The sequence below is a fragment of the Pseudomonas sp. F(2018) genome, assembly GCF_005508865.1.
In the GTDB taxonomy this organism is placed as follows: Bacteria; Pseudomonadota; Gammaproteobacteria; order Pseudomonadales; family Pseudomonadaceae; genus Aquipseudomonas.
Genome location: NZ_SCOM01000004.1, coordinates 108,592 through 132,718, shown reverse-complemented (window position 1 = coordinate 132,718; position 24,127 = coordinate 108,592). Strand labels below are relative to the sequence as shown.

The window sequence follows — 24,127 nt, the reverse complement described above, 5'->3', positions numbered from 1 at the left end:
CCAAGCCTCACTCGCCGACCTGGAACTCCACCCGCGCGGTGGCTCCGCTCTGGTCCAGCAGGCTGAGCTGGTAGAGCCCGGCCGCCGAGAGCTTCTGCTCGATGCTCTCGCCCGGTTGGCTCTCGCCCACCGGCGCGCCGTTGAGGAACCACCAGCGCGTGCCGCTGCCGCCCAAGGCCGAGAGTTTGAGCTGCAACGGCCCGGCGCTGCTGGCCGGGCGACGCAGACGATCCCCCTCGCGCACCCCGACGATGGACAGCGGCGCCGCCGGTAGCGGCAATGCCGGCGGGCACTCGGTCGAGGCCGCCGGCAACCGCGCCGCACGCCGTTCGCGGCGTGGCAGCCAGGGCTCCAGCGGCGCCGGCCACAGGGCGACCTGGGTTTCCCGCGCGCCCGCGCAATTGGCCGCCACCTGACGGCCATTCGTATCCAGCCAGACCCGCTGACTCAAGCCCAGCCCCAGCGGCTGATCGGCTGCCTGCAGGGTCGGCGGCGTGGTGCCGTCCAGGGTCCAGGCGAAGCGCTGGCGCCGGCAGTTGGGGTCGTTGCGCCCCAGCTCCTGGCCCAGCGGCCAGCAGATCGCCGCCACGCCGAGGCTCGCCGGCACCTCCTGCACCGGTGGCACCAGGCCGCGCTGGCGGTCGCGGTTGACCAGCAGATCGTGCACCTGCAGCAGCAGCGGCGCGGCCGAGGCCAGGCCGAACTGGCCGGGCACCGGCGTGCCGTCTGGCCGGCCGATCCACACCCCGATCAGGTGACGCGGGCCGACGCCGATGGCCCAGGCGTCGCGGAAGCCATAGCTGGTGCCGGTCTTCCAGGCCAGCACCGGGCGCTGCACCAGCTCTGCGCGCGGGTCGCGATCAGGGCGCGCCTGGCCGGCGAGGATGCGCCGCACTATCCAGGCCGAGCCCGGCGACAACAGGCGCCGCTCATGCAGCGCGTCCTGCGGCTGCAGCCGTGGCCGCGCGGCCAGGCCATTGCGGGCGAAGGCGCTGTAGCCGGCCACCAGTTCTTCCAGGCGGCTGCCGGCACCGCCGAGGATCAGCGCCAGGTTCGGCTCGGCGCCGGCCGGCAGCGCCAGCGGCACGCCGGCGCCGCGCAGCTCGCCGGCGAAACGCTTCGGCCCGTAGGCCTCCAGCAGCTGCACGGCCGGCAGGTTGAGCGAGGTGGCCAGCGCCTCGCTGGCCGATACCGGGCCGACGAAGCCGGCGGCGAAGTTGCCCGGCCGGTAGTCGCCGTAGCGCCGCGGCACGTCTTGCAGCAGCGACTCGGAGTGAATCAGCCCGGCGTCCATGGCCAGGCCGTAGAGGAACGGCTTGAGGGTGGAGCCGGGCGAGCGCTGGGCGCGGATCATGTCGACATGACCGAAGCGGCGCTCGTCGCCGACATCCAGCGAACCCAGGTAGGCGCGCACCGCCATGCTCTCGCTGTCCACCACCAGGATGGCCGCCGAGGTGCGTTCCGGCAGGCGCGCGCGCCAGCCCAGCAGCAGGTCTTCCAGGCGTCGCTGCAGGTTGGCGTCGATGGTGGTGCGGATCAGCGGCGGGCTGCCCGCGACGTTCAGCCGCCGCGCCAGTAATGGCGCCAGGTCGGGCTCGCGGCGCGGCGCCAGCAGCACCGGCTCCTGCAGCGCCTCATCCACCGCCGACTGCGGCCACTGCTGGAACTGCGCCAGGCGCCGCAGCACCTTGTCGCGTGCGGACTGAGCGCGTTCGGGATGGCGGTCCGGGCGCAGCCGGCTGGGCGCCTGCGGCAGCACGGCGAGCAGCGCCGCCTCGGCGCGGGTCAGCTGGCTCGGCGACTTGCCCAGGTAGGCCCAGCTGGCTGCCGCCACGCCCTGCAGGGTGCCGCCGAAGGGCGCGCGGTTCAGGTACAGGGCGAGAATCTCGTCCTTGGACAGGTGCCACTCCAGCTGCAGGGTGCGCCACAGCTGCTTGAACTTGCCGCCCAGGGTCCGCTCGTGCGGATCGAGCAGGCGTGCCACCTGCATCGACAATGTGCTGCCGCCGGACAGCACGCGCCCGCCGCTGAGGTTCTGCCAGGCGGCGCGACCCAGGGCCAGCGGGTTGACCCCGGGGTGCGCGTAGAACCAGCGGTCCTCGTAGGTCAGCAGCGCCTGCAGGTAATAGGGCGAGACCTGATCCGGCGCCACCGGGTAGCGCCACACGCCGTCGGCATCGGCGAAGCGCCACAGCGGCGTGCCGTCCTCGGCCAGCACCACGCGGGCCAGGCCATCCTCCGGCAGCGGCAGGGGAAACAGCCGGTCGGCCGCCCACAACCCCAGCAGCAGGGCGAGCGGCAGCCCCAGCCAGGGCCGGCGCAGGAGCCGCCAGAGGCGCTGAAGGGGCGGCGTTTTCATCGGCTCGGGTACTTCGCCATGGCTGGGTTAAGACGCAACGGGGGGAACTCGGCTCGGGCCCGTGCAGCCCAAGCTTGAGGATCACCGGCAGAGTGTAAGGAAGGATCGATGGGAACCGAGAGCTTCTTCGAGCGACTGGGCGAGATACTGGGCAACTTCATTCGTGTCCTGGTCGAGGCCCTGACTGGCTTCTTCCGCATGATCGGTCAGGCCGGGGCCAACTTCATCGACGGGCTGTCCCGCTCGCTGGGCATGGACCCGAACTGGATCAGCATCCTGGTGCTGATCCTCGGCCTGCTGTTGCTATTCAGCGCGATACGCGCCTTCCTGCGCGGCTCGATCATCTGGGGCCTGATCGTCCTGCTGCTGGCGCTCTGGGTGCTGAGCCTGCTGATCGGCTGAGCCTGCTGCTGGATTGGCGGCCCCGGCGAGTGCCGGGGCCGCTATCACTCAGCGCTCGCGCACCACCAGCTGCGCCGGTGCGGCGCCCACTGCGTTCCACGCCGGGCGATACATCGACTCGACCTGGGGCGGCGGCACCCGGTAGGTACCGGGGGTGACGGCGCGGGCCAGGTACAGCAGGTGGGTGGTGTCGTAGCCGTTCACGTCGAGGGCGGCGACGAAGCGGTCGTCGCGGAACTCCTGGTGCTTGATCGCGGCGTTCTGCATCGACTTCTGCCACTCCTTCACCGCACTGCTGGCGTCGTCCAGGCTGGCGGCGCTCTGCGCCAGGTTCTGGTTCTCCAGCTCCAGGCCGGCCGGCAGCAGGTCCACCACCAAGGCGTCGGGCACCCGCTCCTCGGCGCGCACCGTCAGGTGCACCAGCACCAGCTGGCCGCTGGCCAGGTTGTTCAGGTCCAGCGGGCGACCGTCCAGGCCGTAGAAGCCGCGCTCGATGCTGAGGTTATTGCCGCGCGCCGCCGGTGCCGAGGTCGGGTAACCGGAGATGGTCAGCTGCTGGTAGAGCTTGTGGGCGAAGCCGGTGCTCAGGCTCAGCGGCTCGCTCAGGCTGGCGCCCTCCAGCTTCAGCGCCGGCTGGCCGTTGCTCAGCTCGCGCACCTGGCCGCCGGCTTCGAGCACGGCGTTCCAGCTCTTCTCCGGGGTCTTGATCAGGCCACGGCCGGCGAGGAACAGGGCGTTGCGCTCCTGGGTCGACAGGTAGTCCTGCAACGCGCGCTCCTCGGCCAGGCTGAACAGCAGCTGGTCACGGCTGCCGGCGGCCAGGTCGTTCTCCTCCAGCAGGGCGTAGATCAGCGCCTGGTCACGCAGCGGGCTGCCGTAGTCGGCCAGCCACTCCTGGCGCTGGCGGCCGAGTCCCAGGCCGAAGGCCAGGGCCTCGTCGGCGCGCGGCTTGTCGCCCATCTTCTGCAGGGCCACGGCCAGCTGCACCAGCGGCAGGCCGGACTTGGCGTCGCCACGGCGGTCGTACAGCGCACGCAGGCTGCCCAGCGGCGCCTGCTGACTGCGCGCCAGCACCAGGCCGGCGTAGGCCTGCACGGCGAAGCGGGTGTGGTCGAGGTTGTCGCTGTAGCCGGCGTCGACCAGCTGGCGATCCTGCAGGTAGCGCAGCAGGCGCTCGTTGGCCTTCTCCAGCGCCTCCGGCGGCACGGCGAAGCCCTGCTCGCGAGCGCGCAGGAGGAAGTCGGTGACGTAGGCGGTCAGCCAGAATTCCTCGTCGCTGTCCGAACCCCACAGGCCGAAGCTGCCGTTGTAGCGCTGCATGCCGAGCAGGCGCTCGATGCCAATCTCGATGGAGTTGCGCCGTTTCTCTTCCGGCTCGCCTTCCAGGCCGAGTTTCTTCAGCGTCGCCGCATCGGCATAGAGCGACGGATACAGGCCGCTGGTGGTCTGCTCCAAGCAGCCGTATGGATAGGCCCTGAGCGCCTGAATCTGCTCGGCCAGGTTCAGCGGCGGACGGCTGGAGACGCTGAGGAGCGCCTCGCGCCCCGCCGGCTCGAAGGCCGCCAGGGTGCCGGCCGGCAGCTGCCAGCTGCCACCCTGCAGCACGCTGCGCAGGTGCTTCTGCTGCGCCGGCCAGGCCGAACGCACGCCGATGCGCCACTCGCGGCTGAAGGCCGGCAGGTTCTCGCCCGGCAGGCTCAGGCCGTTGACCTTGACCCGCAGCACGCCGGTGCCGTAGCCGCCGACGGCTCGCACCGGAATGCGCAGGGTATGGCGTTGGGCCTGGTCGAGGGCCAGTGGTGCGCTGTGGCCGGCGGGGTCCGCCAGGCTGAGCTGGCCCTCGGCCTCGATCTGCACCTCGAGCTGCTGTGCGGCTCCGGAAAGGTTGGTCAGGTCCAGGGCCACGCTGGTCTCGTCGCCACCGGCGAGGAAGCGCGGCGCCGACAGCTCGGCCACCAGCGGCGCGGCGACCACCGTCTTGCCCTCGCCCATGCCATAGCGCTCGTCGGTCCAGGCCTGGGCCATCAGGCGCAGTTCGCCGTTGAAGTCGGGGATGTCCAGGCTGACGTCACCTTCGCCCTGGGCGTTCAGCTCGATCGGTACGCTCTGCAGCGCGACGATGGTGACACTGGTGTCCGGGCGCTTGCCGCCCTTGGCCAGCGCCGCGTCGCCACCGAAGGCCAATTTGGCCAGGCGACCCTGGCCGGCCTCGATCAGCTGGCCGTAGACGTCGAGCTGGTCGACGCCATAGGCCTTGCGGCCGAACAGCTCGGCGAACGGGTCGGGCGTCTTGTACTCGGTGATGTTGAGGATGCCGACGTCCACCGCCGCCACCAGCACGTTGACCTTCTGCGCCGCGCTGCCGTCGGCGTTCTTCGCCTGCACCTTGACCTTCAGCGGCTGCTGCGGACGCATCTTCGCAGGCGCCTCGAGGCTGACCTGCAGCTGGCGCGGCGCGCGGTCGAACGGCAGGTGCAGCAGGCCCACGGCGCGCTTGGGCGTGGCATTGGCCTTGCGCTCGCCGGGACGGATGACCAGGGCGCTGACGTACAGGTCATGTCGCGCCCAGTCCTTGGCCAGGGGGATGTCGAAGCTCTTGCCCTCGGCGGGCACCTCGATCTCTTCCCACCACAGCGGACCGTCGCTGGACTCGACCATCAGGTAGCCGCTGCCGCCGGACGGTGGCGTGACGGTGACCTTGGCCGTGTCGCCGGCAGCATAAGCGGGCTTGTCCAGCGCCAGCTTGACCTGGTCCGGGCGCACCGCGCCGCCTTCGGTGTTGTCCTGCCAGGAGTAGCCGGCCCAGAAGCGCAGGCTGCTGGTGATGTCGGTCTCGGGGTCGGTGACCTCGATGCGGTAAGGGCCCCACTCCACCGGGAAGCTGACCTTGGCGGTGCCGCCGGCGGCGACCTTGACGCCCTCCTCGCCCAGGTTGAGGAACTTCTCGTTGTAGTGGTAGTTCCAGCCCTCGCTCTCCGAGAAGCTCCAGTAGTAGTCGCGGCGCTCGCGGATCAGACGCACCTGCAGGTTGTCGCTGGCCAGTTTGTTGCCGGCCGGGTCGGCCAGCAGCACTTCGAATTCGGCCAGGCCGTCGCCATCCACATTCTCGCCGTCGAACAGGCCGCGCAGGCCCGGCAGGCGCTCGGCCGGCCACACCGGCTGCACCAGGCGCCGAGTGATCGGGCGACCGCCGGATTCCTGCAGGCTGGCCTGGAGGATCAGCTGCAGCGGCGACTTGGCCTCGGCCCAGCGATTCTCCACGCCGACCGTGGCCTTGCCCTGGGCGTCCAGGGTGATTTCTTCCAGCTCCAGATCCTGGCTCAGTTCCTCCTCGGTGACCGAGCCGAACTGGTAGCCGGGCAGCGCCTTGACCGCCTCGCGCAGCGGGCGCACGTAGACCTGGCCGGTGAGGCGATTGCCGGAGGCCGGCGCGCCGTAGAGGTAGCGGCCCTCGACCTGGAAGCGCGCCTCGTCGCTCGGCTTGATCGGGCTGTCGCTGCCCTTCAGCTCCAGAGCCAGGCGCTCGGGGAGGAAGTCCTCGACGAGGAACTCATAGATCTGCTGGCGACCGCCGCCGAAGTCGAACAGCAGCTGCCAGCGCCCGGTCGGTGCCTCGCCGGCCAGTTGCAGCTTGTACTGGTACAGGCCGTTGTCACCCGGCTCCCAGACGAACTTGCGGCTGACCTGCTCGTCCGGCCGGCGCACCTCCACGTTGACCGGTTGCGGCTTCACCGCGCGGCCATCGGCGTCGCGCAGCAGGGCGTTGAGCAGCACCAGCTCGCCCGGGCGATACAGGTCGCGCGGGCCGAACACGAAGAACTGCAGCGGGTTGGCCACTGCACCGGCGATGTCGAACTCGGCCAGGTCCAGGGCCGGGCTGCTGAGGTTGAGCAGGCTGGTCTGCTCGCCCTGGCGGGCCAGCACCACGGCGGCCTTGTCCGGCAGCGGCAGTTCGGCATGGCCTGCATCGTCGGTCTTGGCGCTGGCCAGCACCTGGCCATTGCCACCAAGCAGTTCGACCTCGACGCCCTCCAGCGCCTTGCCGCCTTCCAGGGCTTGGGCGAAGGCGTCCAGGCGACCGTGGTAACGGTGCACCGACAGGCCGATGTCACTGAGGGTGAACAGGCTCGCCGGCTGCGAATAGTTGTAGGTGCCGGCCTGGCGCATCACCGCCAGGTACACGCCGGGCTGCTTGAACGGCTCCAGGCCGGCGATCGGCAGCAGCAGGGTCTCGCGGGTGTTGCGCGCCGGATTCAGGTCGAAGCGCCCGCTGTAGACCAGCTCGGCCATCGGCAGCAGCTCGCGCGACTGCCAGGTATCGAGGTTGGCGCTGCGGCCCCACTGGGCGAGAAACTCGGGCAGCGACTCCTGCTTGATGCGGAAGAATTCGACGTTGACCTTGTCGACGTTCAGCGCGATCACCGGCAGGCCTTCGGCCAGGCGGGTCGGCAGCAGCGAGCCGCGGCTGGCAAAGCCGACGGTGGGTTGCAGGTCACGGGTGTCGATGGTGGCGCTGTACTCGGCGGCCAGTTCGCTGCCGTTGATCGCACGCAGGCCGCGGTCGACCGAGAGCACCAGGCTGCGTTGCGGCTCCAGATGGCGCAGGCGCAGCTCCATCAGGTTGTCGGACAGCTCCCAGGCGCCGTCGACCTTGCCGGTCTTCTTGTCCACCAAGTGCAGCTTGCTGGCGAAATCCTGCTCCGGGTCCAGCGGCACGCTGAAGCTCACCGACAGGGTGCTGGCGCCGTCCAGCTGCACTTCCGAGGCGTCCGCCACGCTCAGCTCGCGGCCGGCGTAGCGTTTGCTCAACTCGGCCTTGTCCACCGCCGGGCGGGCGGCGTCCTGCTGGGCTGCCGGCTTGCCCGGTTGGGGCGCCGCGGGGGTGTCGGGAGTGGAGGAATCGCAGGCGCTCAGCAGGGCGAGCGTGGCGGCCAGAAACAATCCTTTGTACGACATGGCGGAACTCTCGGAAGAGTGGCGGGAGAAGCTCAGCACTATAGTTCAGCGTCCCCCGCCATTCGAGCGACCAGGCCACGATCTACGTGGCCGACCGGCCTCACCTGGCCGTACTGGCGAACGCCTCCAGTGCGCGCAGCGAGTAGACATAGGCAGCCCCGCTGTTGAGGGCGATAGCCGTGGCCAGGGCCTGTGCCACCTCGGCCTCGTTGGCCCCGGCACGGCGCGCCGCCTCGGCATGCACGCCGATGCAACCATCGCAGCGGGTGGTGATGGCCACGGCCAGCGAGATCAGCTCCCGGGTCTTGGCGTCCAGCGCATCGTCGGCGCTGGCTGCCGCCTCCAGCGCCTGGTAGGCGCTGAGCATTTTCGGGTGGGACTTGCCCAGGGCGCCGAAGGCTTTCTTCACGGCGGGGACATGTTCGGACCAGTTGAACAGCATGGTGTTTCTCCTGAGTGAGGGGCCACAGCGGCCGACACCTGCAGTCTCCCGGCTTTCCGCGCGCCGGGTATGTCCGCTACGCTCGACTCTTTGCTCCGGACGCTCAATGACTCCTCTGGATCGCCTGATAGCCCTGGCTGCAGTACAGGGCACCTTGGACCTGCGCTGTCAGTTGCATGGCAGCTGGCATCTGGACCACCCGCAGCTGCCGGCGAGCGAGGCCGCCTACCACATCGTCCTGAGCGGCGAGTGTCGGCTGTCGCTGTCCGATGGCCGCCATCTGCCGCTGCGCGAGGGACAGCTGCTGCTGTTGCCGCATGGCGCGTCGCATATTCTCAGCCACGGCGAGGGAACGCCCGGCAGGCCGCAACAGGATCGTTTCGGCGCCCTGCCAAGGGTGCGGATCGGCCGCGGTACGAATGGCCTGGACATGTTCTGCGGGCACTTCCACCACGCACCCGGGTCGGCGCTGTTCGACGCCCTGCCCGAAGTACTCCTGCTGCCGATACAGGCGAACTCTAGCCTTGCCGCCCTGGTGGAGCTGCTGCGCCAGGAGGCCGAGTCCGCCCGGCAGGGTGCGCGCAGCCTGATCGACCACCTGTCTGGCGCCCTCTTCACCCTGATCCTGCGAACCCATCTGGAGCAGCAGCCGGTGCTGAGCGGCGCGCTGGCGCTGCTGACCGATCGGCGCCTGGCCAGGGCCTGGCAGGCGATGCTCGACGATCCCGCGCGGCCGTGGAGCGTGAGCGAGCTGGCCGCGCTGGCCAACCAGTCACGGGCCACCTTCGCCCGCAACTTCGCGGCCCTGGCCGGTACCTCGCCGGGGGCCATGCTGACACGTCTGCGTATGGAGAAGGCCCGCCTGCTGCTGCGCACCTCGACGCTGAGCCTGAACGCGGTGGCCCTGGAAGTCGGCTACGAGTCGCCGGCGGCGTTCAGCCGCGCCTTCAGGCAATGCCATGGCGATGCGCCGGGTCGCTACCGACAGGCCGGGCGCGCAGTCGACTAGCGTCTACAGGCTCAGCTCGCACAGCCGGGCATTGGGCGCCAAGCGGAAGAACTCCTCGATCGGCAGGCGCACCAGGTTCTGGTGGTCGCCGGCTTCCAGGTAGATATCGGCCTGGCGGGCCAGCAGCGGGTCGATCAGCATGCCCATGCCGTAGGCCTCGCCCAGGGCGGGAATGGCGCCACGCTCGCAGTCCTTGAACAGGCCGCCGAGGCTCTGCTCGCTGGTCAGCTGCCAGCGCCAGGGACCGCTTCGCACCTTGCCCAGGTCGAGCTGGCGGTTGGCCGGCAGCACGGCCATCAGGTAGTGGCCGCGACGGTCGTCGAGGATCACCGGCTTGGCCATGCGTGTGGCGGGAATGCCGGCCTTGCGCGCCGACTCCAGGCTGGTCGCGGAGTGCTCGTGCTCGACCAGATCGAAATGACAGTCGGCCCGCTTCAGGCTGCGGGCCAGGGTTTCGGCCATGTGCATGATCCACCTCGACTGCTGTGGCACCGGTAGTATCAGTCTAGCCGTGCCGCTGCCGGCACCCGTGGCAGCGCATGCAACGCTTGCTGCTATCGAGGCCCACGCATAGTCGCTATGGCGCTATGCCGGCACGCCTATAATTCGGCCTTTTTCCGGGGATGCCCATGTCCGCACTGCTCGACGCCTGGCGTCACGCACCGACCCACCACCGGGTGTGGGCGCTGGCCTCGCCGATGATCCTGTCCAATCTCTCGGTGCCGCTGGTGGCTCTGGTGGATGCGGCGGTGATCGGCCACCTGCCGCACACTCAGCAGCTCGGCGCGGTGGTGGTGGGTGGCAGCCTGTACGCCATGCTGGTCGGCGTGTTCGGCATCCTGCGCATGAGCGCCACCGGTTTCGCCGCCCAGGCGGTCGGCCGTGGCGATGGCGGCGCGCTGCGCCTGGTGCTGCTGCAGAGTTTAGTGCTGGCGGCGGCCATCGCCCTGCTGATCGGCCTGCTGGCGATGCCGCTGAGTGACCTGGCGCTGCAGCTGATGCGCCCCTCGGCCGAGCTGGATGCGCTGACCCGCGACTTCTTCCACGCCCGCCTGTTCGGCCTGCCGGCGACCCTGGCCTGCGCCGCCCTGGTCGGCTGGCTGCTCGGCACGCAGAACGCCCGCGGCGCGCTGGCGGTGATGCTGACCACCAACCTGCTCAACGTCGCGCTCAACCTGTGGTTCGTCCTCGGCCTGGACTGGAGCGTGCTCGGCTCGGCGCGGGCCTCGGTGGTCGCCGAGTGGTGCGGCGCCCTGCTCGGCCTGGCATTGGCCTGGCACACCCTCGGCCGCCATCCGGGGCGGATCTCGCTGGATGCCCTGCGCCAGTGGCGCGGCTGGCAGGCGCTGCTGGCGGTGAACCGCGACATCCTGATCCGCACCCTGGCCCTGCACCTGGTGTTCTTCCTCATCACCGTGCAGGGCACCCGCCTGGGCGATGCCACGGTGGCGGCCAATGCCCTGCTGCTCAACGGCCTGCTGGTCGCCGCCTTCGCCCTGGATGGCCTGGCCCATGCGGTGGAGGCCTTGTGCGGACATGCCATCGGCGCCAATGATCGCCTCACCCTGCGCCGCTCACTGGTGGTGGCCGGGGGCTGGTCGCTGTTCGGCAGCCTGCTGTTCGCCGGGCTGTTCCTGCTCGGCGGGCGACTGTTCATCGACCTGCAGAGCGACATCGCCGAAGTGCGCGGCGCCGCCTACCCTTATCTGCCGTACCTGGCGCTGCTGCCGCTGATCGCCGTGTGGAGCTACCTGCTCGACGGCCTGTTCATCGGCGCCACCAGAGCCCGCGAGATGCGCAATGCGATGCTGCTCAGCGTGGTCCTCGGCCTGCTGCTCGGCTGGCTGCTGCAGGGCCTGGGCAACCACGGACTGTGGCTGGCTTTTCTATGCTTCATGCTGATGCGCGGTCTGACTCTGGCCATCCAGGCCTGGCAGCTGCGCCGACGAGACGCCTGGTTCGGCGCGAATTACTGAGCGGAGACGGATATGTTGCCTGCCCCCTGCCCTGCCGACGAACACCTGCGCCAACAGGCGCTAGACAATCTGAATGTGGTCGATACACCGGCCGAGCTGTACCTGGACACCCTGGTGCGCCTGACCCGCGAGCTGTTCGAGGTGGAGACGGTGCTGATCAGCCTGATCGACCGCGACCGCCAGTGGTTCAAGGCACGCATCGGCCTGGACGTGGCGGAGACCCCGCGCGACATCTCCTTCTGCGCCCACGCCGTGGCGACGCGCAGCTCGCTGGTGGTGGAAGACGCCCACCTCGACCCGCGCTTCGCCGACAACCCGGTAGTCACCGGGCCGCCCTTCATCCGTTTCTACGCCGGCCAGCCGCTGTACAGCGGCGACAACCAGCCTATCGGCACCCTGTGCATGCTGCACCCGCAGCCGCGCGGCCTGAACCAGCAGGAGCGTGTGCGCCTGCGCGACCTGGCCACCCTGGTGGAAGGCTATCTGCAGCTGCGCAGCGTCAGCCTGCAGGCGCACAAACTGCGCGAGGCCGTGGACCGCGAACAGCGCAAGGCGCTGATCGACCCGCTGACCCAGCTGTGGAACCGCGCCGCCCTCAACCAGTTCTTCTCCCGCGAACTGGCCAGCGCCGCCAGCGCCGGCCTGCGCCTGGGCCTGATCTACGGCGATCTAGACCACTTCAAGCAGGTCAACGACCAGTTCGGCCATGCCGGCGGCGACCAGGTGCTGTGGGAGAGCTCACGGCGCATGGGCGCGGCGCTACGCCCGGACGACCTGCTGGTGCGCCTGGGCGGCGAGGAGTTCATCGCCCTGGTCTCGGTGCACGACGCCGGCGAGCTGAGCCATATCGCCGAGCGCATGCGCAAGGCGATCGGCGACACGCCGATGACGGTCGCCTCCAAGCCGCTGCCGGTCACCATCAGCCTGGGCACCGCGCTGCTGCTATCGGGGGAAAACCAGGGCGACCTGCTGGAACGCGCCGACCAGGCCCTGTACCTTGCCAAGAAACAGGGCCGCAACAGAACGGTCCACGCCGAACCCGCCACCTGAGGAGTTCCCATGGCCGACGCCATTGCCGCCAGCCTGCACTACCTGTCGATCTTCGTGCTGTTCGCCCTGCTCACCTGCGAGCACGTGCTGTTCAAACCCGATCTGGATGTGGTCACGGCGCGGCGCCTGCTGCGCATCGACATGATCTACGGCGCCAGCGCCGGCCTGGTCCTGCTCACCGGGCTAGCGCGGGTGATCTGGTTCGGCAAGGGCCTGGACTACTACCTGCACAACTGGGTGTTCCACGCCAAGGTCAGCCTGTTCATCCTGGTCGGCCTGCTGTCGATCCTGCCGACCCTGACCTTCTTCAACTGGCGCAACGACCTGCTGGCCGGCAAGGCGCCGACCATCACGCCGGCCCAGGCCAAACGCACCATCATGGTGATCCGCCTGGAGCTGCTGATCCTGGTCTGCCTGCCCTTCCTGGCCAGCCTGATGGCGCGCGGCGTGGGTTACTTCAGCTAAGTCGCAGGTAGCCCGGATGCAATCCGGGGAGGTCTTCCCGGATTGCATCCGGGCTACGAGCGCCCATGAAAAAGCCCGGCGATTGCCGGGCTTTTTTTGCTTGGAGCAGTTAGGGAAGCGGCCGCGCACTGCTTGCGTGACCCTCACCCCGGCCCTCTCCCGGAGGGAGAGGGGGGCGCCTCTGCGAACAGCCCTCAGGTCGCCAGGTACGACGAACGGGTCAGCCCCAGGCGCAGCGCATCCAGGTACTGCGCACGCTCGTTGGCGGTGAGCTTGGCGCTGGCCACCTTGTCGCGGTAGTAGGTCATCAGCTCCTCGGGCGACAGGTGCACATAGCGCAGCATGTCCTCGATGGTGTCGTGGGTCTCGATACCGGTGTGGTACACGCTGCCGTCCGGGTGCTGGTAGATGTTCACCGAGTCGGTGTCACCGAACAGGTTGTGCATGTCGCCGAGGATTTCCTGGTAGGCACCGACCAGGAACACGCCGAGCACATAGTCCTCGCCCTCGCGCACTTCGTGCACCGGCAGACTGGTCTCGATCGACTGCTCGTCGACGTACTGCTTGATCTTGCCGTCCGAGTCGCAGGTCAGGTCCTGCAGCACGGCGCGGCGCAGCGGCTCCTCCTCCAGGCGGGTGAGCGGCAGGATCGGCAGGATCTGGCCGATGGCCCAGGTATCCGGCAGGCTCTGGAACACCGAGAAGTTGCAGATGTACTTGTCGGCCAGCTTGTCGTTGAGCTCGTCGAGCACCGCGCGGTGCGAGCGCTGGCGCGCCTTCAGCTGGTTGTGCAGGCGGCGGCAGATGGCAAAGTAGCACTGCTCGGCCAGGGCCTTCTGCGACAGGCTCAGCTTGCCGGCGGAGTACTGCGCGGCCACTTCCTCGATGTAGTGGGTGGCGCGCCAGTAGGTCTCGGCGACCATTTCCGGATCGCTGTCCTCGAGCAGCTCGATCAGCACCTGCAGCACTTCCGGCTGCTCGACGGACGCATCGACTTCCGGCACGTCGTCGTTGTGGCGCTCCACGTCGGTCACCTGCACCACCAGCACGGCGTGGTGCGCGGTCATGGCCCGGCCGCTCTCGGAGAAGATGTGCGGATGGGGGATGTCCTGGCGGTCGCAGAACTCCTTGAGCATGTCGACCACGGTGGCGGCGTAGTCCTCCATGTCGTAGTTGATCGAGCTGGCGTTGCGCGAATGGGTACCGTCGTAGTCCACGCCCAGGCCGCCGCCGACGTCGATGTGGTCCACCGGCAGGCCGAGGGCGCGCAGTTCGCCGTAGTAGCGGATGGCCTCGCGGAAGCCCTTGCGGTAGTCGGCCAGGTTGGCGATCTGCGAGCCCATGTGGAAGTGCAGCAGACGGATGCCCTGGTCCAGCTTGGCCTGCTTGAGGCGCTCCACTACCGAGAGGATCTGCGCCGCGGACAGGCCGAACTTGGACTTCTCGCCACCGGTGTCGGCCCACTTCGAGGAGGCCAGGGAGGACAGGCGCACGCGCAGGCCCACCTGCGGAGTGACCTTGATCTTGGCCGCCTCCTCGATGACGAACTGCACCTCGGATTCCTTCTCGATCACGATGAACACGTTGTGGCCGAGCTTCTGCCCCATCAGCGCCAGGCGGATGAACTCGCGGTCCTTGTAGCCGTTGCAGACGATGGTGCCGCCCTTCGGCGCCAGCGCCAGCACGGCCATCAGCTCGGGCTTGGAGCCGGCCTCCAGGCCGATGGAAACGTCCTGGGTGGCGATGATGTTTTCCACCACCGCTTCCTGCTGGTTGACCTTGATCGGGTACAGGGCGGTGTAGCGGCTGCCGTATTCGAGGCGCTCGATGGCGGCGTCGAAGGCGCTGGTCAGCTGGCGCACGCGCGACTGCAGGATGTCCGGGAAGCGCACCAGCAGCGGCAGCGACAGGCCGCTCTCACGCAGGCCGTCGAGCTGGGCGTAGAGGTCGATCGGCGCGCTGTCCGGGCCGTTGGGACGCACTTCGACGCGGCCGGCATCGTTGATCGAGAAGAAGCCGGCGCCCCAGTGGCGAATACCGTAGACGCTGCGGCTGTCCGCAACTGTCCATTGGCTACCGTCGTCTTTGCGTGTGCGTCTTGCGGCCATCGAGGTCTCCTGTGAGGCAGATAAAGAGCTGCCGCCCGGCAGCAGATATAAGAGTATGGATGTGACGATTGCAGGAGAGTGGACTGCCCCTCCTACCTGGAAGTTTAGGAAGTGGCGCGTCAGCCGCCGGACTTCTTGGCCTTGAATCCGCGCTTGGTCAGCTCTTCGAGCAGCAGCTCGACCATGTCGCCCTGGATTTCGATGACGCCGTCCTTCAGCCCGCCGCCGCAACCGCAACGCTTCTTCAGCGCGCTGGCCAGCTCCTTGAGCTCGGCCTCGGCCAGCGGCACGCCGGTCACCGTGGTCACGGTCTTGCCGCCGCGACCCTTGGTCTCGCGGCGCACGCGGGCGATGCCATCGCCTTCGGGGATGACGCTCTTCTTGCAGATGCAGGCATCCACCGGCTGGCCGCAGTCGGGGCAATGCCGACCGCCATCGGTGGAATAGACGAGACCGCTCAGGGCGGAGAACGACGAAGCTTTCTTGACCACCGGCTTTTCCTCGTAGGGGTCAGGATAGCGACTGGCTGAACGAGGTCAGCCGCGGGGCCCCACTCAGGCAGGGGCAGCGCAACCAGGCATGGCGCCTGGCTTTGAAGGTGGCGCAGTGTAAGGGCAAAAGCCCTGCGTGCTAAGTGCGAAATTGCGCCATTGATCGACGGATTGGCGACCTCGTGCGGCATAGCGCACGCCACGCACGGAAATACTGCACAAATCCGCGCCCGGCGCGGGTTGCAGCAGGGTTCATCGCGCAAGCCACAACCCGGCATTTGGCAAGCGACGCCTGAGAATCAGGTCAGGTACAACGTAGGGTGTACTCGCCGAAGGCAGTACACCAACCGAAGGTGGGCTGCCGCTGCGCGGCGAGGCCACCCTACGCTGCGTCATGGATTGGCCAGGTACAGCCGCAGCGCCTGTAGCGAATCCGGGCAGTAGGGCTTTTCCAGCGCATCGCTCAGGGCCTGGCTCGGCGCGATGAAGTGCGCCTCCAGCACCTCCTCCGACTGCAGCACCAACGGCGCGTCGGACACGGCGGAGAACACCGCGCCCACAAGCGGTTGCCCGGCTCGGCGAAGTAGAAGCGCCCATGCTCGCGCAGCGCCACGCCGGCGATGCCCAGCTCCTCGGCCAGCTCGCGGGCGGCGGACTCGGCATAGCTCTCGTCCTCGCCGACCATGCCGCCGGCCGCCACGTCCCAGTAGCCGGGATAGATGGCCTTGCTCAGGGTGCGCCGGTGCACGCACAGCTCGCCACGAGAGTTGAACAGCAGGATGAAGGTGCCGCGGCCGATCAGACCACGCTCGCGCAGCTCGGCGCGGGGCAGGCCGCCGAGCAGTCGGTCCTGCTCGTCGACCCAGGCGACCCGCTCGGCGTCGGAGGCGGCGCGATGGGCCGCCTCGCGTTCGGCACTGGCCATCAGCCCTGGCTCAGCAGGGTCCGCAAGTCGATGATCGCGGCGTTGGCACGGGAGATGTAGTTGGCCATCACCAGCGAGTGGTTGGCCAGCACGCCGTAGCCGCTGCCGTTGAGGATCATCGGGCTCCACAGCGGCTCCTGGGCGGCCTCCAGCTCGCGGATGATCTGCCGCACGCTGACGGTGGCGTTCTTCTTCGCCAGCACGTCGCCGAAGTCCACCTCGATGGCACGCAGCATGTGCGACAGCGCCCAGGCCTGGCCACGGGCCTCGTAGAACACGTTGTCGATCTGCAGCCAGGGCGTCTTCACCTCTTCCTCGCGCACCGGCACGATCTGCCCCTCGGGGATCGGCTGGTTGGGCGCCACATCGGTATTCAGGCGCACCCGGCCGACGCTGGCCGACAGGCGCTGGGACAGCGAGCCCAGGCGAGTGGCGACATCGCCCAGCCAGTTGTTGAGGTTGTCGGCGCGGGCATAGAACTGCGCCCTGGGCTGGCTCGGATCGGCCAGGGCCGCCAGATAGCGATCCAGCGACCTGATGCCCTCGGTGTACTCGGCCTCGGAGGCCGGCAGCGCCCAGCTCTTGTTGTCGAAATTGAAGCGCGGCTCGGCCTTGGCCAGGTTCGGGTCCTCGGTAGACTGCGACTGGGAGCGGGCGAAGTCCTTGCGCATGGCCCGCGACAGGTCGCGCACCTGTACCAGCACGCCGTATTCCCAGGCCGGCATGTTGTCCAGCCACAGGCCGGGCGGGGCGATGTCGTTGGACAGGTAGCCGCCGGGCTTGCTCAGCAGGGTCTCGGACACCTGCTTGAGGGTCTCCACCGTAGTGTAGCCGCTGACCAGCTTGCGCTGGGCCTGCTCGGCCGCCGCCTGGGCGTGCTGCTGCACCGGGAACAGCTCCGGTTCCTGGCTCCAGTACCAGCCCACCAGCATGGCGCCCAGCAGATAAAGGCCCAGCAAGGTGCCGACAGTCTTGCCCAGCCAGCCACCGGCGGCGTAGCTGCGCACGCCATCGGCCTTGTCATCGACGTTGCCACGCAGCTCGCCTGCGCGATTCTTCCAGTCCAGCATGATCTTGATCCTTGATTGCGTCTTCGCTTGATCCGACCTTATCCGCGGCCGATCGTTGTCTGCACTATAAGTGAAGCTCAGGGTCGGAGCAGTGACAGAGTGGGCTCGATGCCGCTGATTCGGCCAAATGCTGGAAAATTGACGCCAAATGACCGATGGTTGTTCCCAGGGATATCACCAGTGGTAGCATCACGCCATCATCCAGCCCACAAGGCTGAATAACGATAGATGCGAGTCATGAACGAGCAAGAAGACCCCAGCCGCGATCGGCTCAAGCTGCACTTCGCCAAACGCGTGATCCACCAGGCGCGCCAGGTACTCGAGGTGTGGCAGCGCTTGCAGCAGGAAGAATGGGGCGCCGCCGTGATGTCCGAACTGGCCGAGACCAATCTCGGCCTGCTGCGCTATGCCGAGCGCTTCGAGCAGGACGTGCATGTCCAACTGGCCCGCGCCATCGTCCAATGCCTGGAAGCGGTCGAAGCCAACCGCGGCCGCCTGACCAGCCAGCTGATCACCGAACTCAACCAGCTGATGCAGCGCCTGTCGCGCACCGGCCTGCGCCATGGCGACCAGTACGAGCAGACCTTCCTGCCCCCGCTGCGCAAGCCGGTGTACCTGGCCCTGCAGGACCAGGACCGTGCCGAGCGCCTGGCCCAGCAACTGGAATTCTTCGGTCTTTACGCCCAACCACTGGCCAGCGCGGAGGCCTTCCGCGCGGCCATGGCCGAGCGTCACCCGGCCGCCATCCTGATGGAAGTGGACTTCGCCGGCCCCGGCCAGGGCATGGTTCTGGCTGGCGAGGCGCAGGAGGGCCTGGAGCACAAACTGCCGCTGCTGTTCTTCAGCCACGAGGACGTCGACACCCCGACCCGCCTGGCGGCGGTACGCGCCGGCGGCCAGGAGTTCTTCACCGGCAGCCTGGACGCCTCGAGCCTGATCGAGCGCATCGAGATCCTCACTAACGTGGTCCACTACGACCCGTACAAGGTGCTGATCGTCGACGATTCGCGGGCCCAGGCCACCCATACCGAGCGTGTGCTGAACAGCGCCGGCATCGTCACCCGCACCCTGACCGAGCCGATCCAGGCCATGGCCGAGCTGGCCGAGTTCCAGCCGGACCTGATCATCCTCGACATGTACATGCCCGACTGCAGCGGCACCGAGCTGGCCAAGGTGATTCGCCACAACGACCGCTACGTCAGCGTGCCGATCATCTATCTGTCCGCCGAGGACGACCTGGATAAGCAGCTCGACGCCATGAGCGAGGGCGGCGACGACTTCCTGACCAAGCCGATCAAGCCGCGCCACCTGATCGCCACCGTGCGCAACCGCGCGGCGCGGGCGCGCAACCTCAAGGCGCGCATGGTGCGCGACAGCCTTACCGGGCTGTACAACCACACCCACACCCTGCAGTTGCTGGAAGATGCGCGCTTCCGCGCCCGTCGCGACGGCCAGCCGCTGACCTTCGCCATGCTCGACATTGACCACTTCAAGAAGGTCAACGACACCTTCGGCCACCCCATGGGCGACCGGGTGATCAAGAGCCTGGCGCTGTTCCTCAAGCAACGCCTGCGCAAGACCGACCATATCGGCCGGTACGGCGGCGAGGAATTCGCCGTGGTGCTGACCGATACCGATGCCGTCACCGCGGCCAAGGTACTCGACGAGATCCGCAGGCGCTTCGCCGAGATCCACTACCCGGCCCAACCCCACGACCTCAGCTGCACCTTCAGCTGCGGCATCGCCGAGATGAGCGAGGGCATGGACAGCAACAGCCTGTCCAAGCAGGCCGACGAGGCGCTCTACGTGGCCAAACGCGGCGGCCGCAACCGGGTCGAGATCTACCTGGGCGAGTCGACGTGAACCACGTCACAGCGTCATAAAACCGCAACCAAACCGCAATAACCTGCGGACACCGCCTCAGTAGTTTTCCGGTGTCCGAACATGCGTCTCAAGCAGCTCACCAACCTCTCCACCACCCTCCTGATCACCGCTTGTCTGGCCCTGGGCGGCACGCTCTGGTGGTCGGAGCGGGCGCTGGAGCAGCCCTACCTGCTGATGCAGCGCTACCTCAACCTGTCCCAGCAGTTCCAGCAGCAGATCGCCGCCAACGTGCAGGCCTACCTGGCCAGCGGCGATGCCGTGCGCCACAGCCGGGCGACCCAGGCCATCGCCGAACTGGAGGCGCAGTTGAGTGGGCTGCCGAGCGAACTGGCCGACACCCTGCGCCCCAGCCTGGAAGAGTTGAACCGTTTCGCCTCCAGCGACCTGCTCGCCGCCGGCAAGCTGGCAGGTGATCCGCAGGGCCTGCTGCTGCAGGCCGAGCGGGAGATGGGCGGAGCCCTCGACCAGCTGGCGCGCTACGCCGTCGACAGCGGCAATCCACAGGCTGCCAGCTATGCCCAGCCGCTGTTCGCGGCGGCGCAGCATCTGGCGCGCCTGGGCCATGCCCGCGGCAAGCTGGTGAGCAGTGGCCGCAGCGAACTGGCCGGCGATGTGGAGCGCGAACTGGGCGCCCTCACCCAGCAGGCCAGCGCGCTGGGCGCCCTGCCGCTGCTTGGCGTGGCCGACAGCGCCGATACCACCAGCAGCTTCGCCGACCTGCTCGGCCTGGCCGGCGACGCCGACCAGCAGCAGGCGGAAGACAAGGGCATCGCCCTCAAACGCGACTTCGCCAGCCTGCTCAAACGCTACCCGGCGGAACTGGCGCGCACCCGCGCGCTGATCCAGCAACGCAGCGAGCTGGCCAGCGCCAGCGCCGCACGGATCGAGCAGATGCAGCAGGCCCTGGCCGGCCTCGAACCTTTGGTAAAAGCCGAACACGGCCGCATCCAGGGCGAGGCGCGCCTGATCCAGGGCCTGGTGATCGGCCTGATCCTGCTGATCGCCCTGGGCCTGGACCAGATCCAGCGCCGCCTGGGCAGCGTGCTCAGCCGCCTGGCCCCGGCCCTGTCGACTTGGGCCGCCGGCGATTTCGCCGCGGACATCCAGCTGCAGGCGCGGACCCGCGAGATGCGCGACATCGAGGACTCGCTGAATCACCTGCGCCGCTACCTGGTTGAACTGGTCGGCACCATCCACCAGCACGCCGGCGAGGTGGCCGGCAGCAGCCGCACCCTGGCCGAGCTGAGTCAGGGCCTGCATGGCGGTGCCGAGCGCCAGCTGGCCGACACCGCGCAGATCCGCGATGCCCTCGGCGAACTGGAAGGCACCATTGCCCGCGTCGCCGGCGACGCCAGCCAGGCTGCCGAAGCCAGCCGCTCCGCCAGCCGCGCCGTGGAGCAGGGCCAGCGGGTGATCGAACAGAGTCTCAACGGCCTGCACGGGCTGGTCGGCGAGGTGCAGGGCAATGCCCAGTCCATCGAACAGCTGGCGGCCGAGACGGCCACCATCGGCTCGGTGCTCACGGTGATCCGCGGCGTCGCCGAACAGACCAACCTGCTGGCCCTGAATGCCGCCATCGAGGCGGCGCGCGCCGGCGAGATGGGCCGCGGCTTCGCCGTGGTGGCCGAGGAAGTGCGCTCGCTGGCCCAGCGCACCAGCGGTGCCACCGAGGAGATTCAGCAACTGATCGCGCGCCTGCAGCAGGCCGCGCAGCAATCGGTCAGCGCCATGCGCGCCCAGGTCGAACATGCCGAAGCCACCGCCGGCCAGGCCGAGCAGGCCGACGGCGCGCTGGACGAGGTGGTGGTGGCCATTCGCACCATCGCCAGCATGGCCGAGCGCATCGCCGAGGCCACCGCCCAGCAGGGCGGCGCCGCCAGCGAGATCCGCGACCGTAGCGAACGCATCCACCACCTGGGTGGCGACAACCTGACCCGCATCGGCGAGGGCCGTGCCCAGGGCGAGCAGCTGCTGCAGCTGGGCGGGCGCCTGCACACGGCGGTACAGGCCTTCCGCCTGTAGCCGACCATCCACCAGCAATATCCGCTCACGCACTGCGCCGTTGCGTCGCCTAGGGTCGCTCGGCCGACTTGGGTATGATGCCGCCACGTCTCTCGTGCGAGCCCGCCATGCGCCGTCTGCTGCCCCTGTTCCTGCTGCTGTTCACTCTGCCCGCCCTGGCCGGCCTGTTCGACGATCCCGCCCCGCGCGGCATCATCGACGATGCGCCGCTGAACAACAGCGGCGACTTCCTGCCGGTACGCGATGCGTTCCGCCTGAGCCTGGTGAGCAGCGACGCCAAGTCGGTGAAGCTGCGCTTCGTCAACGCCGAGGGCTACTACCTCTACCGCCACCGCTTCCAGTTCCGCATCGAGCCCAGCGACCTGGCCAAGGGCGAGACCGTGCTGCCGGCCGGCGAACCCAAACACGACGAATACTTCGGCGATGTCGAGGTGTACTACGGCATCACCGACGTAACCCTGCCGATCGACAACCCCATCGACCTGCCTTTCACCGTGCACGTCAGCTACCAGGGCTGCGCCGACAAGGGCCTGTGCTACCCGCCGGAGAACGAACGCATCGAGGTGGATGGCAAGGGCGCCGCACCGACCGCCCAGCCCGCCGCTGCGCCGAGCGCCACACCCGCGCAAAGCGGCTGGACCTGGAAGGAGCTGGCGCTGTTCTTCCTCGGCGGCCTGGCCCTGACCTTCACCCCCTGCGTGCTGCCGATGCTGCCGATCCTCACCGGCGTGGTCCTGCGCGGTCAGCCGGGCGGCGCGCGGAGCCTGGTGCTGTCGCTGGCGTATGTGCTGCCGATGGCGATCAGCTTCGCCATCCTTGGCGCGCTGATGGGCCTGTTCGGCGCCGAGCTCAATCTGCAGGCACGCCTGCAGTCGCCCTGGGTGCTGGCGCCCTTCGCCGTGTTCTTCGCCCTGTTCGGCGCCGCCAGCCTGGGCTTCCTCGAACTGCGCCTGCCGGCTGCCCTCGACGGCCCGCTGCAGCGCCTGAGCCAGCGTCTGAACGGCGGCACCGTGCTGAGCGCAGCGGCCCTCGGCGTGCTCTCCAGCCTGCTGGTGTCGCCCTGCGTATCGGCACCTCTGGCCGGCGCCCTGCTGTATATCAGCGCCAGTGGCGACGCCCTCGGCGGCGGCCTCAAGCTGCTCGCCCTGGGCCTGGGCATGGGCGCGCCGCTGGTGCTGTTCGCCGTCGGCGGCGGCGCCCTGCTGCCGAAATCCGGCCCCTGGATGGTCAGCGTGCGCAATGCCTTCGGCGCCCTGCTGATGGCGGTCGCCGTGTGGCTGCTGGAGCGCGTGGTGCCTGGCCCGATCGCCCTGGCACTGTGGGGCCTGCTGGCCGCCGGCGTCGCCCTGTGGCTGGGCGTACTGGAGCTGACGCCCAAGACCCATCATCAGAAACTGGCCCAGCTGCTCGGCCTGCCGCTGCTGGTCTATGCGGTAGTCGCCTGGATCGGCGCACTGCAGGGCGCGAGCGATCCGCTGCGCCCACTGGGCCGCGCCGAGGCCGCCGTCGCCAGCGCGCCAACCAGCGTTGCCCACAGCGAATGGCAGACCATCACCACCCCGGCCGAACTGGACGCCGCCCTGGCCGCGGCGAAAAGCGCCAGCCAGCCACTGCTGCTGGACTGGTACGCCGACTGGTGCATCAGCTGCAAGGTGATCGAGCGTGAGGTGCTGACGGCGCCGGCGGTGACCGCGCAACTGGGCGGCTATCAACTGATCCGCTTCGACATCACCGAGAGCCGTGAGGACCAGCGCGCCCTGCTCGACCGCTACCAGCTGTTCGGCCCGCCGGCGATCCTGTTCTTCGGTGAAAACGGTGACGAATGGTCGGATCTGCGTGTCGTAGGTGAAATCAGCGCCGCCGACTTCGCCGAACGCCTGACCCGCGCCGCCTCCCGCCAGAACTGACGACGTCATATTTCTGCCGTAAATTTCGTCCATCTTGCCGACTACTCCCGGCAACTGGACAGCCCGCAGCGCTTTCGGCATAGTCCCGGCCAATCCACGGTCAGAACAACAAGGAAGCGCCCATGGCCACTCTCCTGGTGCTGCACGGCCCCAATCTCAATCTGCTGGGCACCCGCGAGCCGGACAAATACGGCTCCACCACCCTGGCGCAGATCAACCAGGACCTGGAGCAGCGCGCCCGCGCCGCCGGCCATCATCTGATGTACCTGCAGAGCAACGCCGAGTACGAGCTGATCGACCGCGTACATGCGGCGAAAGGTGAAGGAGTCGACTTCATCCTCATCAATCCGGCGGCTTTCACGCATACCAGCGTCGCATTACGTGACGCGCTGCTGGCGGTGAGCATCCCATTCATCGAAGTGCACCTGTCCAACGTGCACAAGCGCGAACCCTTCCGCCATCACTCCTACTTTTCCGACGTAGCGGTGGGAGTGATCTGCGGCCTTGGCGCCAGCGGTTACCGACTGGCCCTGGAGGCCGCCCTGGAACAATTAGAACGCCCCTGACCTCACCCTTGGGAGTTGCAAAACTATGGATATCCGTAAAGTCAAAAAACTGATCGAGCTGCTGGAAGAGTCCGGTATCGACGAGCTGGAAATCCGCGAAGGCGAAGAGTCCGTGCGCATCAGCCGTCACAGCAAGCAGCCGGCCTACGCCCCGCAACCGGTATACGCCGCCGCCCCGGCCCCGGTCGCCGCTCCGGTGGCTGCCGCTGCCGCCCCGGTGGAAGCCGGCGCCCCGGCCGCTGCCAAACTGAACGGCCACGTGGTGCGTTCGCCGATGGTCGGCACCTTCTACCGCGCCGCCTCGCCGACTTCCGGCAACTTCGCCGAAGTGGGCCAGAGCGTGAAGAAGGGCGACATCCTGTGCATCGTCGAAGCGATGAAGATGATGAACCACATCGAGGCCGAAGCCAGCGGCGTGATCGAGTCCATCCTGGTGGATAACGGCCAGCCGGTGGAATACGACCAGCCCCTGTTCACCATCGTTTGATGCGCGGG

17 protein-coding genes and 1 pseudogene are annotated in these 24,127 nt (G+C 68.4%); 10 read left to right on the top strand and 8 right to left on the bottom strand.

The features are described 5' to 3' along the window. Positions 1-7 precede the first annotated feature (7 nt). Positions 8-2,359 carry a peptidoglycan glycosyltransferase PbpC gene (pbpC, locus tag FFS62_RS17585; protein ID WP_137974141.1) on the bottom strand — a complete coding sequence of 784 codons (2,352 nt, stop codon included), beginning with the start codon at positions 2,357-2,359 and terminating at the stop codon, positions 8-10. Positions 2,360-2,467: 108 nt separating this feature from the next. Here pbpC and FFS62_RS17580 point away from each other — a divergent pair, with 108 nt between their 5' ends. Further along, positions 2,468-2,761, top strand: a complete 294-nt coding sequence (locus FFS62_RS17580) for a hypothetical protein (RefSeq protein WP_137974140.1) — start codon at positions 2,468-2,470, stop codon at positions 2,759-2,761. Between the two features lie 48 nt (positions 2,762-2,809). Here the strand turns inward: FFS62_RS17580 and FFS62_RS17575 are convergent, their stop codons facing one another. Together FFS62_RS17575 and FFS62_RS17570 are read right to left on the bottom strand one after the other, a co-directional pair. Continuing rightward, the gene (locus FFS62_RS17575) at positions 2,810-7,717 is read right to left on the bottom strand and encodes an alpha-2-macroglobulin (protein ID WP_137974139.1); all 4,908 of its coding nucleotides are present in this window, start codon (positions 7,715-7,717) and stop codon (positions 2,810-2,812) included. 100 nt (positions 7,718-7,817) lie between these two features. After that, the gene (locus FFS62_RS17570) at positions 7,818-8,159 is read right to left on the bottom strand and encodes a carboxymuconolactone decarboxylase family protein (protein WP_137974138.1); all 342 of its coding nucleotides are present in this window, start codon (positions 8,157-8,159) and stop codon (positions 7,818-7,820) included. 106 nt (positions 8,160-8,265) lie between these two features. Between FFS62_RS17570 and FFS62_RS17565 the strand changes: the two genes are divergently transcribed. Beyond that, a complete protein-coding gene (locus FFS62_RS17565) occupies positions 8,266-9,168 on the top strand; it encodes an AraC family transcriptional regulator (RefSeq protein ID WP_137974137.1) in 903 nt (300 codons plus the stop codon). A gap of 3 nt (positions 9,169-9,171) precedes the next feature. Here FFS62_RS17565 and FFS62_RS17560 read toward each other — a convergent pair whose 3' ends face one another. Next, the gene (locus tag FFS62_RS17560; RefSeq protein ID WP_137974136.1) at positions 9,172-9,636 is read right to left on the bottom strand and encodes an aminoacyl-tRNA deacylase; all 465 of its coding nucleotides are present in this window, start codon (positions 9,634-9,636) and stop codon (positions 9,172-9,174) included. Positions 9,637-9,797: 161 nt separating this feature from the next. On the opposite strand from FFS62_RS17560, the gene FFS62_RS17555 reads away from it, so the two are divergent. The 3 genes from FFS62_RS17555 to FFS62_RS17545 are packed head-to-tail and all read left to right on the top strand — an operon-like array spanning position 9,798 to position 12,659. Then, positions 9,798-11,144 carry an MATE family efflux transporter gene (locus tag FFS62_RS17555; protein ID WP_137974135.1) on the top strand — a complete coding sequence of 449 codons (1,347 nt, stop codon included), beginning with the start codon at positions 9,798-9,800 and terminating at the stop codon, positions 11,142-11,144. A gap of 12 nt (positions 11,145-11,156) precedes the next feature. Continuing rightward, a complete protein-coding gene (locus tag FFS62_RS17550; protein WP_137974134.1) occupies positions 11,157-12,194 on the top strand; it encodes a sensor domain-containing diguanylate cyclase in 1,038 nt (345 codons plus the stop codon). Between the two features lie 9 nt (positions 12,195-12,203). Then, the gene (locus FFS62_RS17545; protein WP_137974133.1) at positions 12,204-12,659 is read left to right on the top strand and encodes a DUF2214 family protein; all 456 of its coding nucleotides are present in this window, start codon (positions 12,204-12,206) and stop codon (positions 12,657-12,659) included. 194 nt (positions 12,660-12,853) lie between these two features. On the opposite strand, the gene speA is transcribed toward FFS62_RS17545, so the two are convergent. The 4 genes and pseudogenes from speA to FFS62_RS17525 form a co-directional block, all read right to left on the bottom strand. After that, positions 12,854-14,767: an arginine decarboxylase gene (gene speA / locus FFS62_RS17540; RefSeq protein WP_137974132.1), complete on the bottom strand. Its 1,914-nt coding sequence runs from the start codon at positions 14,765-14,767 to the stop codon at positions 12,854-12,856. Between the two features lie 119 nt (positions 14,768-14,886). Continuing rightward, entirely contained in the window at positions 14,887-15,258 is a 372-nt protein-coding gene (locus FFS62_RS17535; RefSeq protein WP_137974131.1) for a translation initiation factor Sui1, read from the bottom strand. A gap of 392 nt (positions 15,259-15,650) precedes the next feature. Further along, positions 15,651-16,183 (bottom strand): annotated as a pseudogene (locus FFS62_RS17530) (NUDIX hydrolase). Further along, on the bottom strand, positions 16,183-17,253 hold the full coding sequence (locus FFS62_RS17525; protein WP_137974130.1) for a DUF2333 family protein: 1,071 nt from the start codon (positions 17,251-17,253) through the stop codon (positions 16,183-16,185). Before FFS62_RS17525 ends, FFS62_RS17530 begins: the two are co-directional and overlap by 1 nt. Positions 17,254-17,481: 228 nt before the next feature. Here FFS62_RS17525 and FFS62_RS17520 point away from each other — a divergent pair, with 228 nt between their 5' ends. The 5 genes from FFS62_RS17520 (at position 17,482) to accB (ending at position 24,119) form a co-directional block, all read left to right on the top strand. After that, a complete protein-coding gene (locus FFS62_RS17520; RefSeq protein WP_171016366.1) occupies positions 17,482-19,116 on the top strand; it encodes a PleD family two-component system response regulator in 1,635 nt (544 codons plus the stop codon). Positions 19,117-19,197: 81 nt separating this feature from the next. Next, on the top strand, positions 19,198-21,159 hold the full coding sequence (locus FFS62_RS17515; RefSeq protein ID WP_137974128.1) for a methyl-accepting chemotaxis protein: 1,962 nt from the start codon (positions 19,198-19,200) through the stop codon (positions 21,157-21,159). Between the two features lie 107 nt (positions 21,160-21,266). Beyond that, positions 21,267-23,066: a protein-disulfide reductase DsbD gene (dsbD, locus tag FFS62_RS17510; RefSeq protein WP_137974127.1), complete on the top strand. Its 1,800-nt coding sequence runs from the start codon at positions 21,267-21,269 to the stop codon at positions 23,064-23,066. A gap of 122 nt (positions 23,067-23,188) precedes the next feature. Beyond that, complete coding sequence (gene aroQ / locus FFS62_RS17505) at positions 23,189-23,632, top strand: type II 3-dehydroquinate dehydratase (RefSeq protein ID WP_137974126.1); 444 nt, start codon at positions 23,189-23,191, stop codon at positions 23,630-23,632. 25 nt (positions 23,633-23,657) lie between these two features. Next, positions 23,658-24,119: an acetyl-CoA carboxylase biotin carboxyl carrier protein gene (gene accB / locus FFS62_RS17500; RefSeq protein WP_137974125.1), complete on the top strand. Its 462-nt coding sequence runs from the start codon at positions 23,658-23,660 to the stop codon at positions 24,117-24,119. Positions 24,120-24,127: the final 8 nt, after the last annotated feature.

Bases quoted from the DNA above. Each gene is read 5' to 3' on its own strand.
- pbpC (WP_137974141.1), bottom strand. From the start codon at position 2,359: ATGAAAACGCCGCCCCTTCAGCGCCTCTGGCGGCTCCTGCGCCGGCCC.
- FFS62_RS17580 (WP_137974140.1), top strand. From the start codon at position 2,468: ATGGGAACCGAGAGCTTCTTCGAGCGACTGGGCGAGATACTGGGCAAC.
- FFS62_RS17575 (WP_137974139.1), bottom strand. From the start codon at position 7,717: ATGTCGTACAAAGGATTGTTTCTGGCCGCCACGCTCGCCCTGCTGAGC.
- FFS62_RS17570 (WP_137974138.1), bottom strand. From the start codon at position 8,159: ATGCTGTTCAACTGGTCCGAACATGTCCCCGCCGTGAAGAAAGCCTTC.
- FFS62_RS17565 (WP_137974137.1), top strand. From the start codon at position 8,266: ATGACTCCTCTGGATCGCCTGATAGCCCTGGCTGCAGTACAGGGCACC.
- FFS62_RS17560 (WP_137974136.1), bottom strand. From the start codon at position 9,636: ATGCACATGGCCGAAACCCTGGCCCGCAGCCTGAAGCGGGCCGACTGT.
- FFS62_RS17555 (WP_137974135.1), top strand. From the start codon at position 9,798: ATGTCCGCACTGCTCGACGCCTGGCGTCACGCACCGACCCACCACCGG.
- FFS62_RS17550 (WP_137974134.1), top strand. From the start codon at position 11,157: ATGTTGCCTGCCCCCTGCCCTGCCGACGAACACCTGCGCCAACAGGCG.
- FFS62_RS17545 (WP_137974133.1), top strand. From the start codon at position 12,204: ATGGCCGACGCCATTGCCGCCAGCCTGCACTACCTGTCGATCTTCGTG.
- speA (WP_137974132.1), bottom strand. From the start codon at position 14,767: ATGGCCGCAAGACGCACACGCAAAGACGACGGTAGCCAATGGACAGTT.
- FFS62_RS17525 (WP_137974130.1), bottom strand. From the start codon at position 17,253: ATGCTGGACTGGAAGAATCGCGCAGGCGAGCTGCGTGGCAACGTCGAT.
- FFS62_RS17520 (WP_171016366.1), top strand. From the start codon at position 17,482: ATGCGAGTCATGAACGAGCAAGAAGACCCCAGCCGCGATCGGCTCAAG.
- FFS62_RS17515 (WP_137974128.1), top strand. From the start codon at position 19,198: ATGCGTCTCAAGCAGCTCACCAACCTCTCCACCACCCTCCTGATCACC.
- dsbD (WP_137974127.1), top strand. From the start codon at position 21,267: ATGCGCCGTCTGCTGCCCCTGTTCCTGCTGCTGTTCACTCTGCCCGCC.
- aroQ (WP_137974126.1), top strand. From the start codon at position 23,189: ATGGCCACTCTCCTGGTGCTGCACGGCCCCAATCTCAATCTGCTGGGC.
- accB (WP_137974125.1), top strand. From the start codon at position 23,658: ATGGATATCCGTAAAGTCAAAAAACTGATCGAGCTGCTGGAAGAGTCC.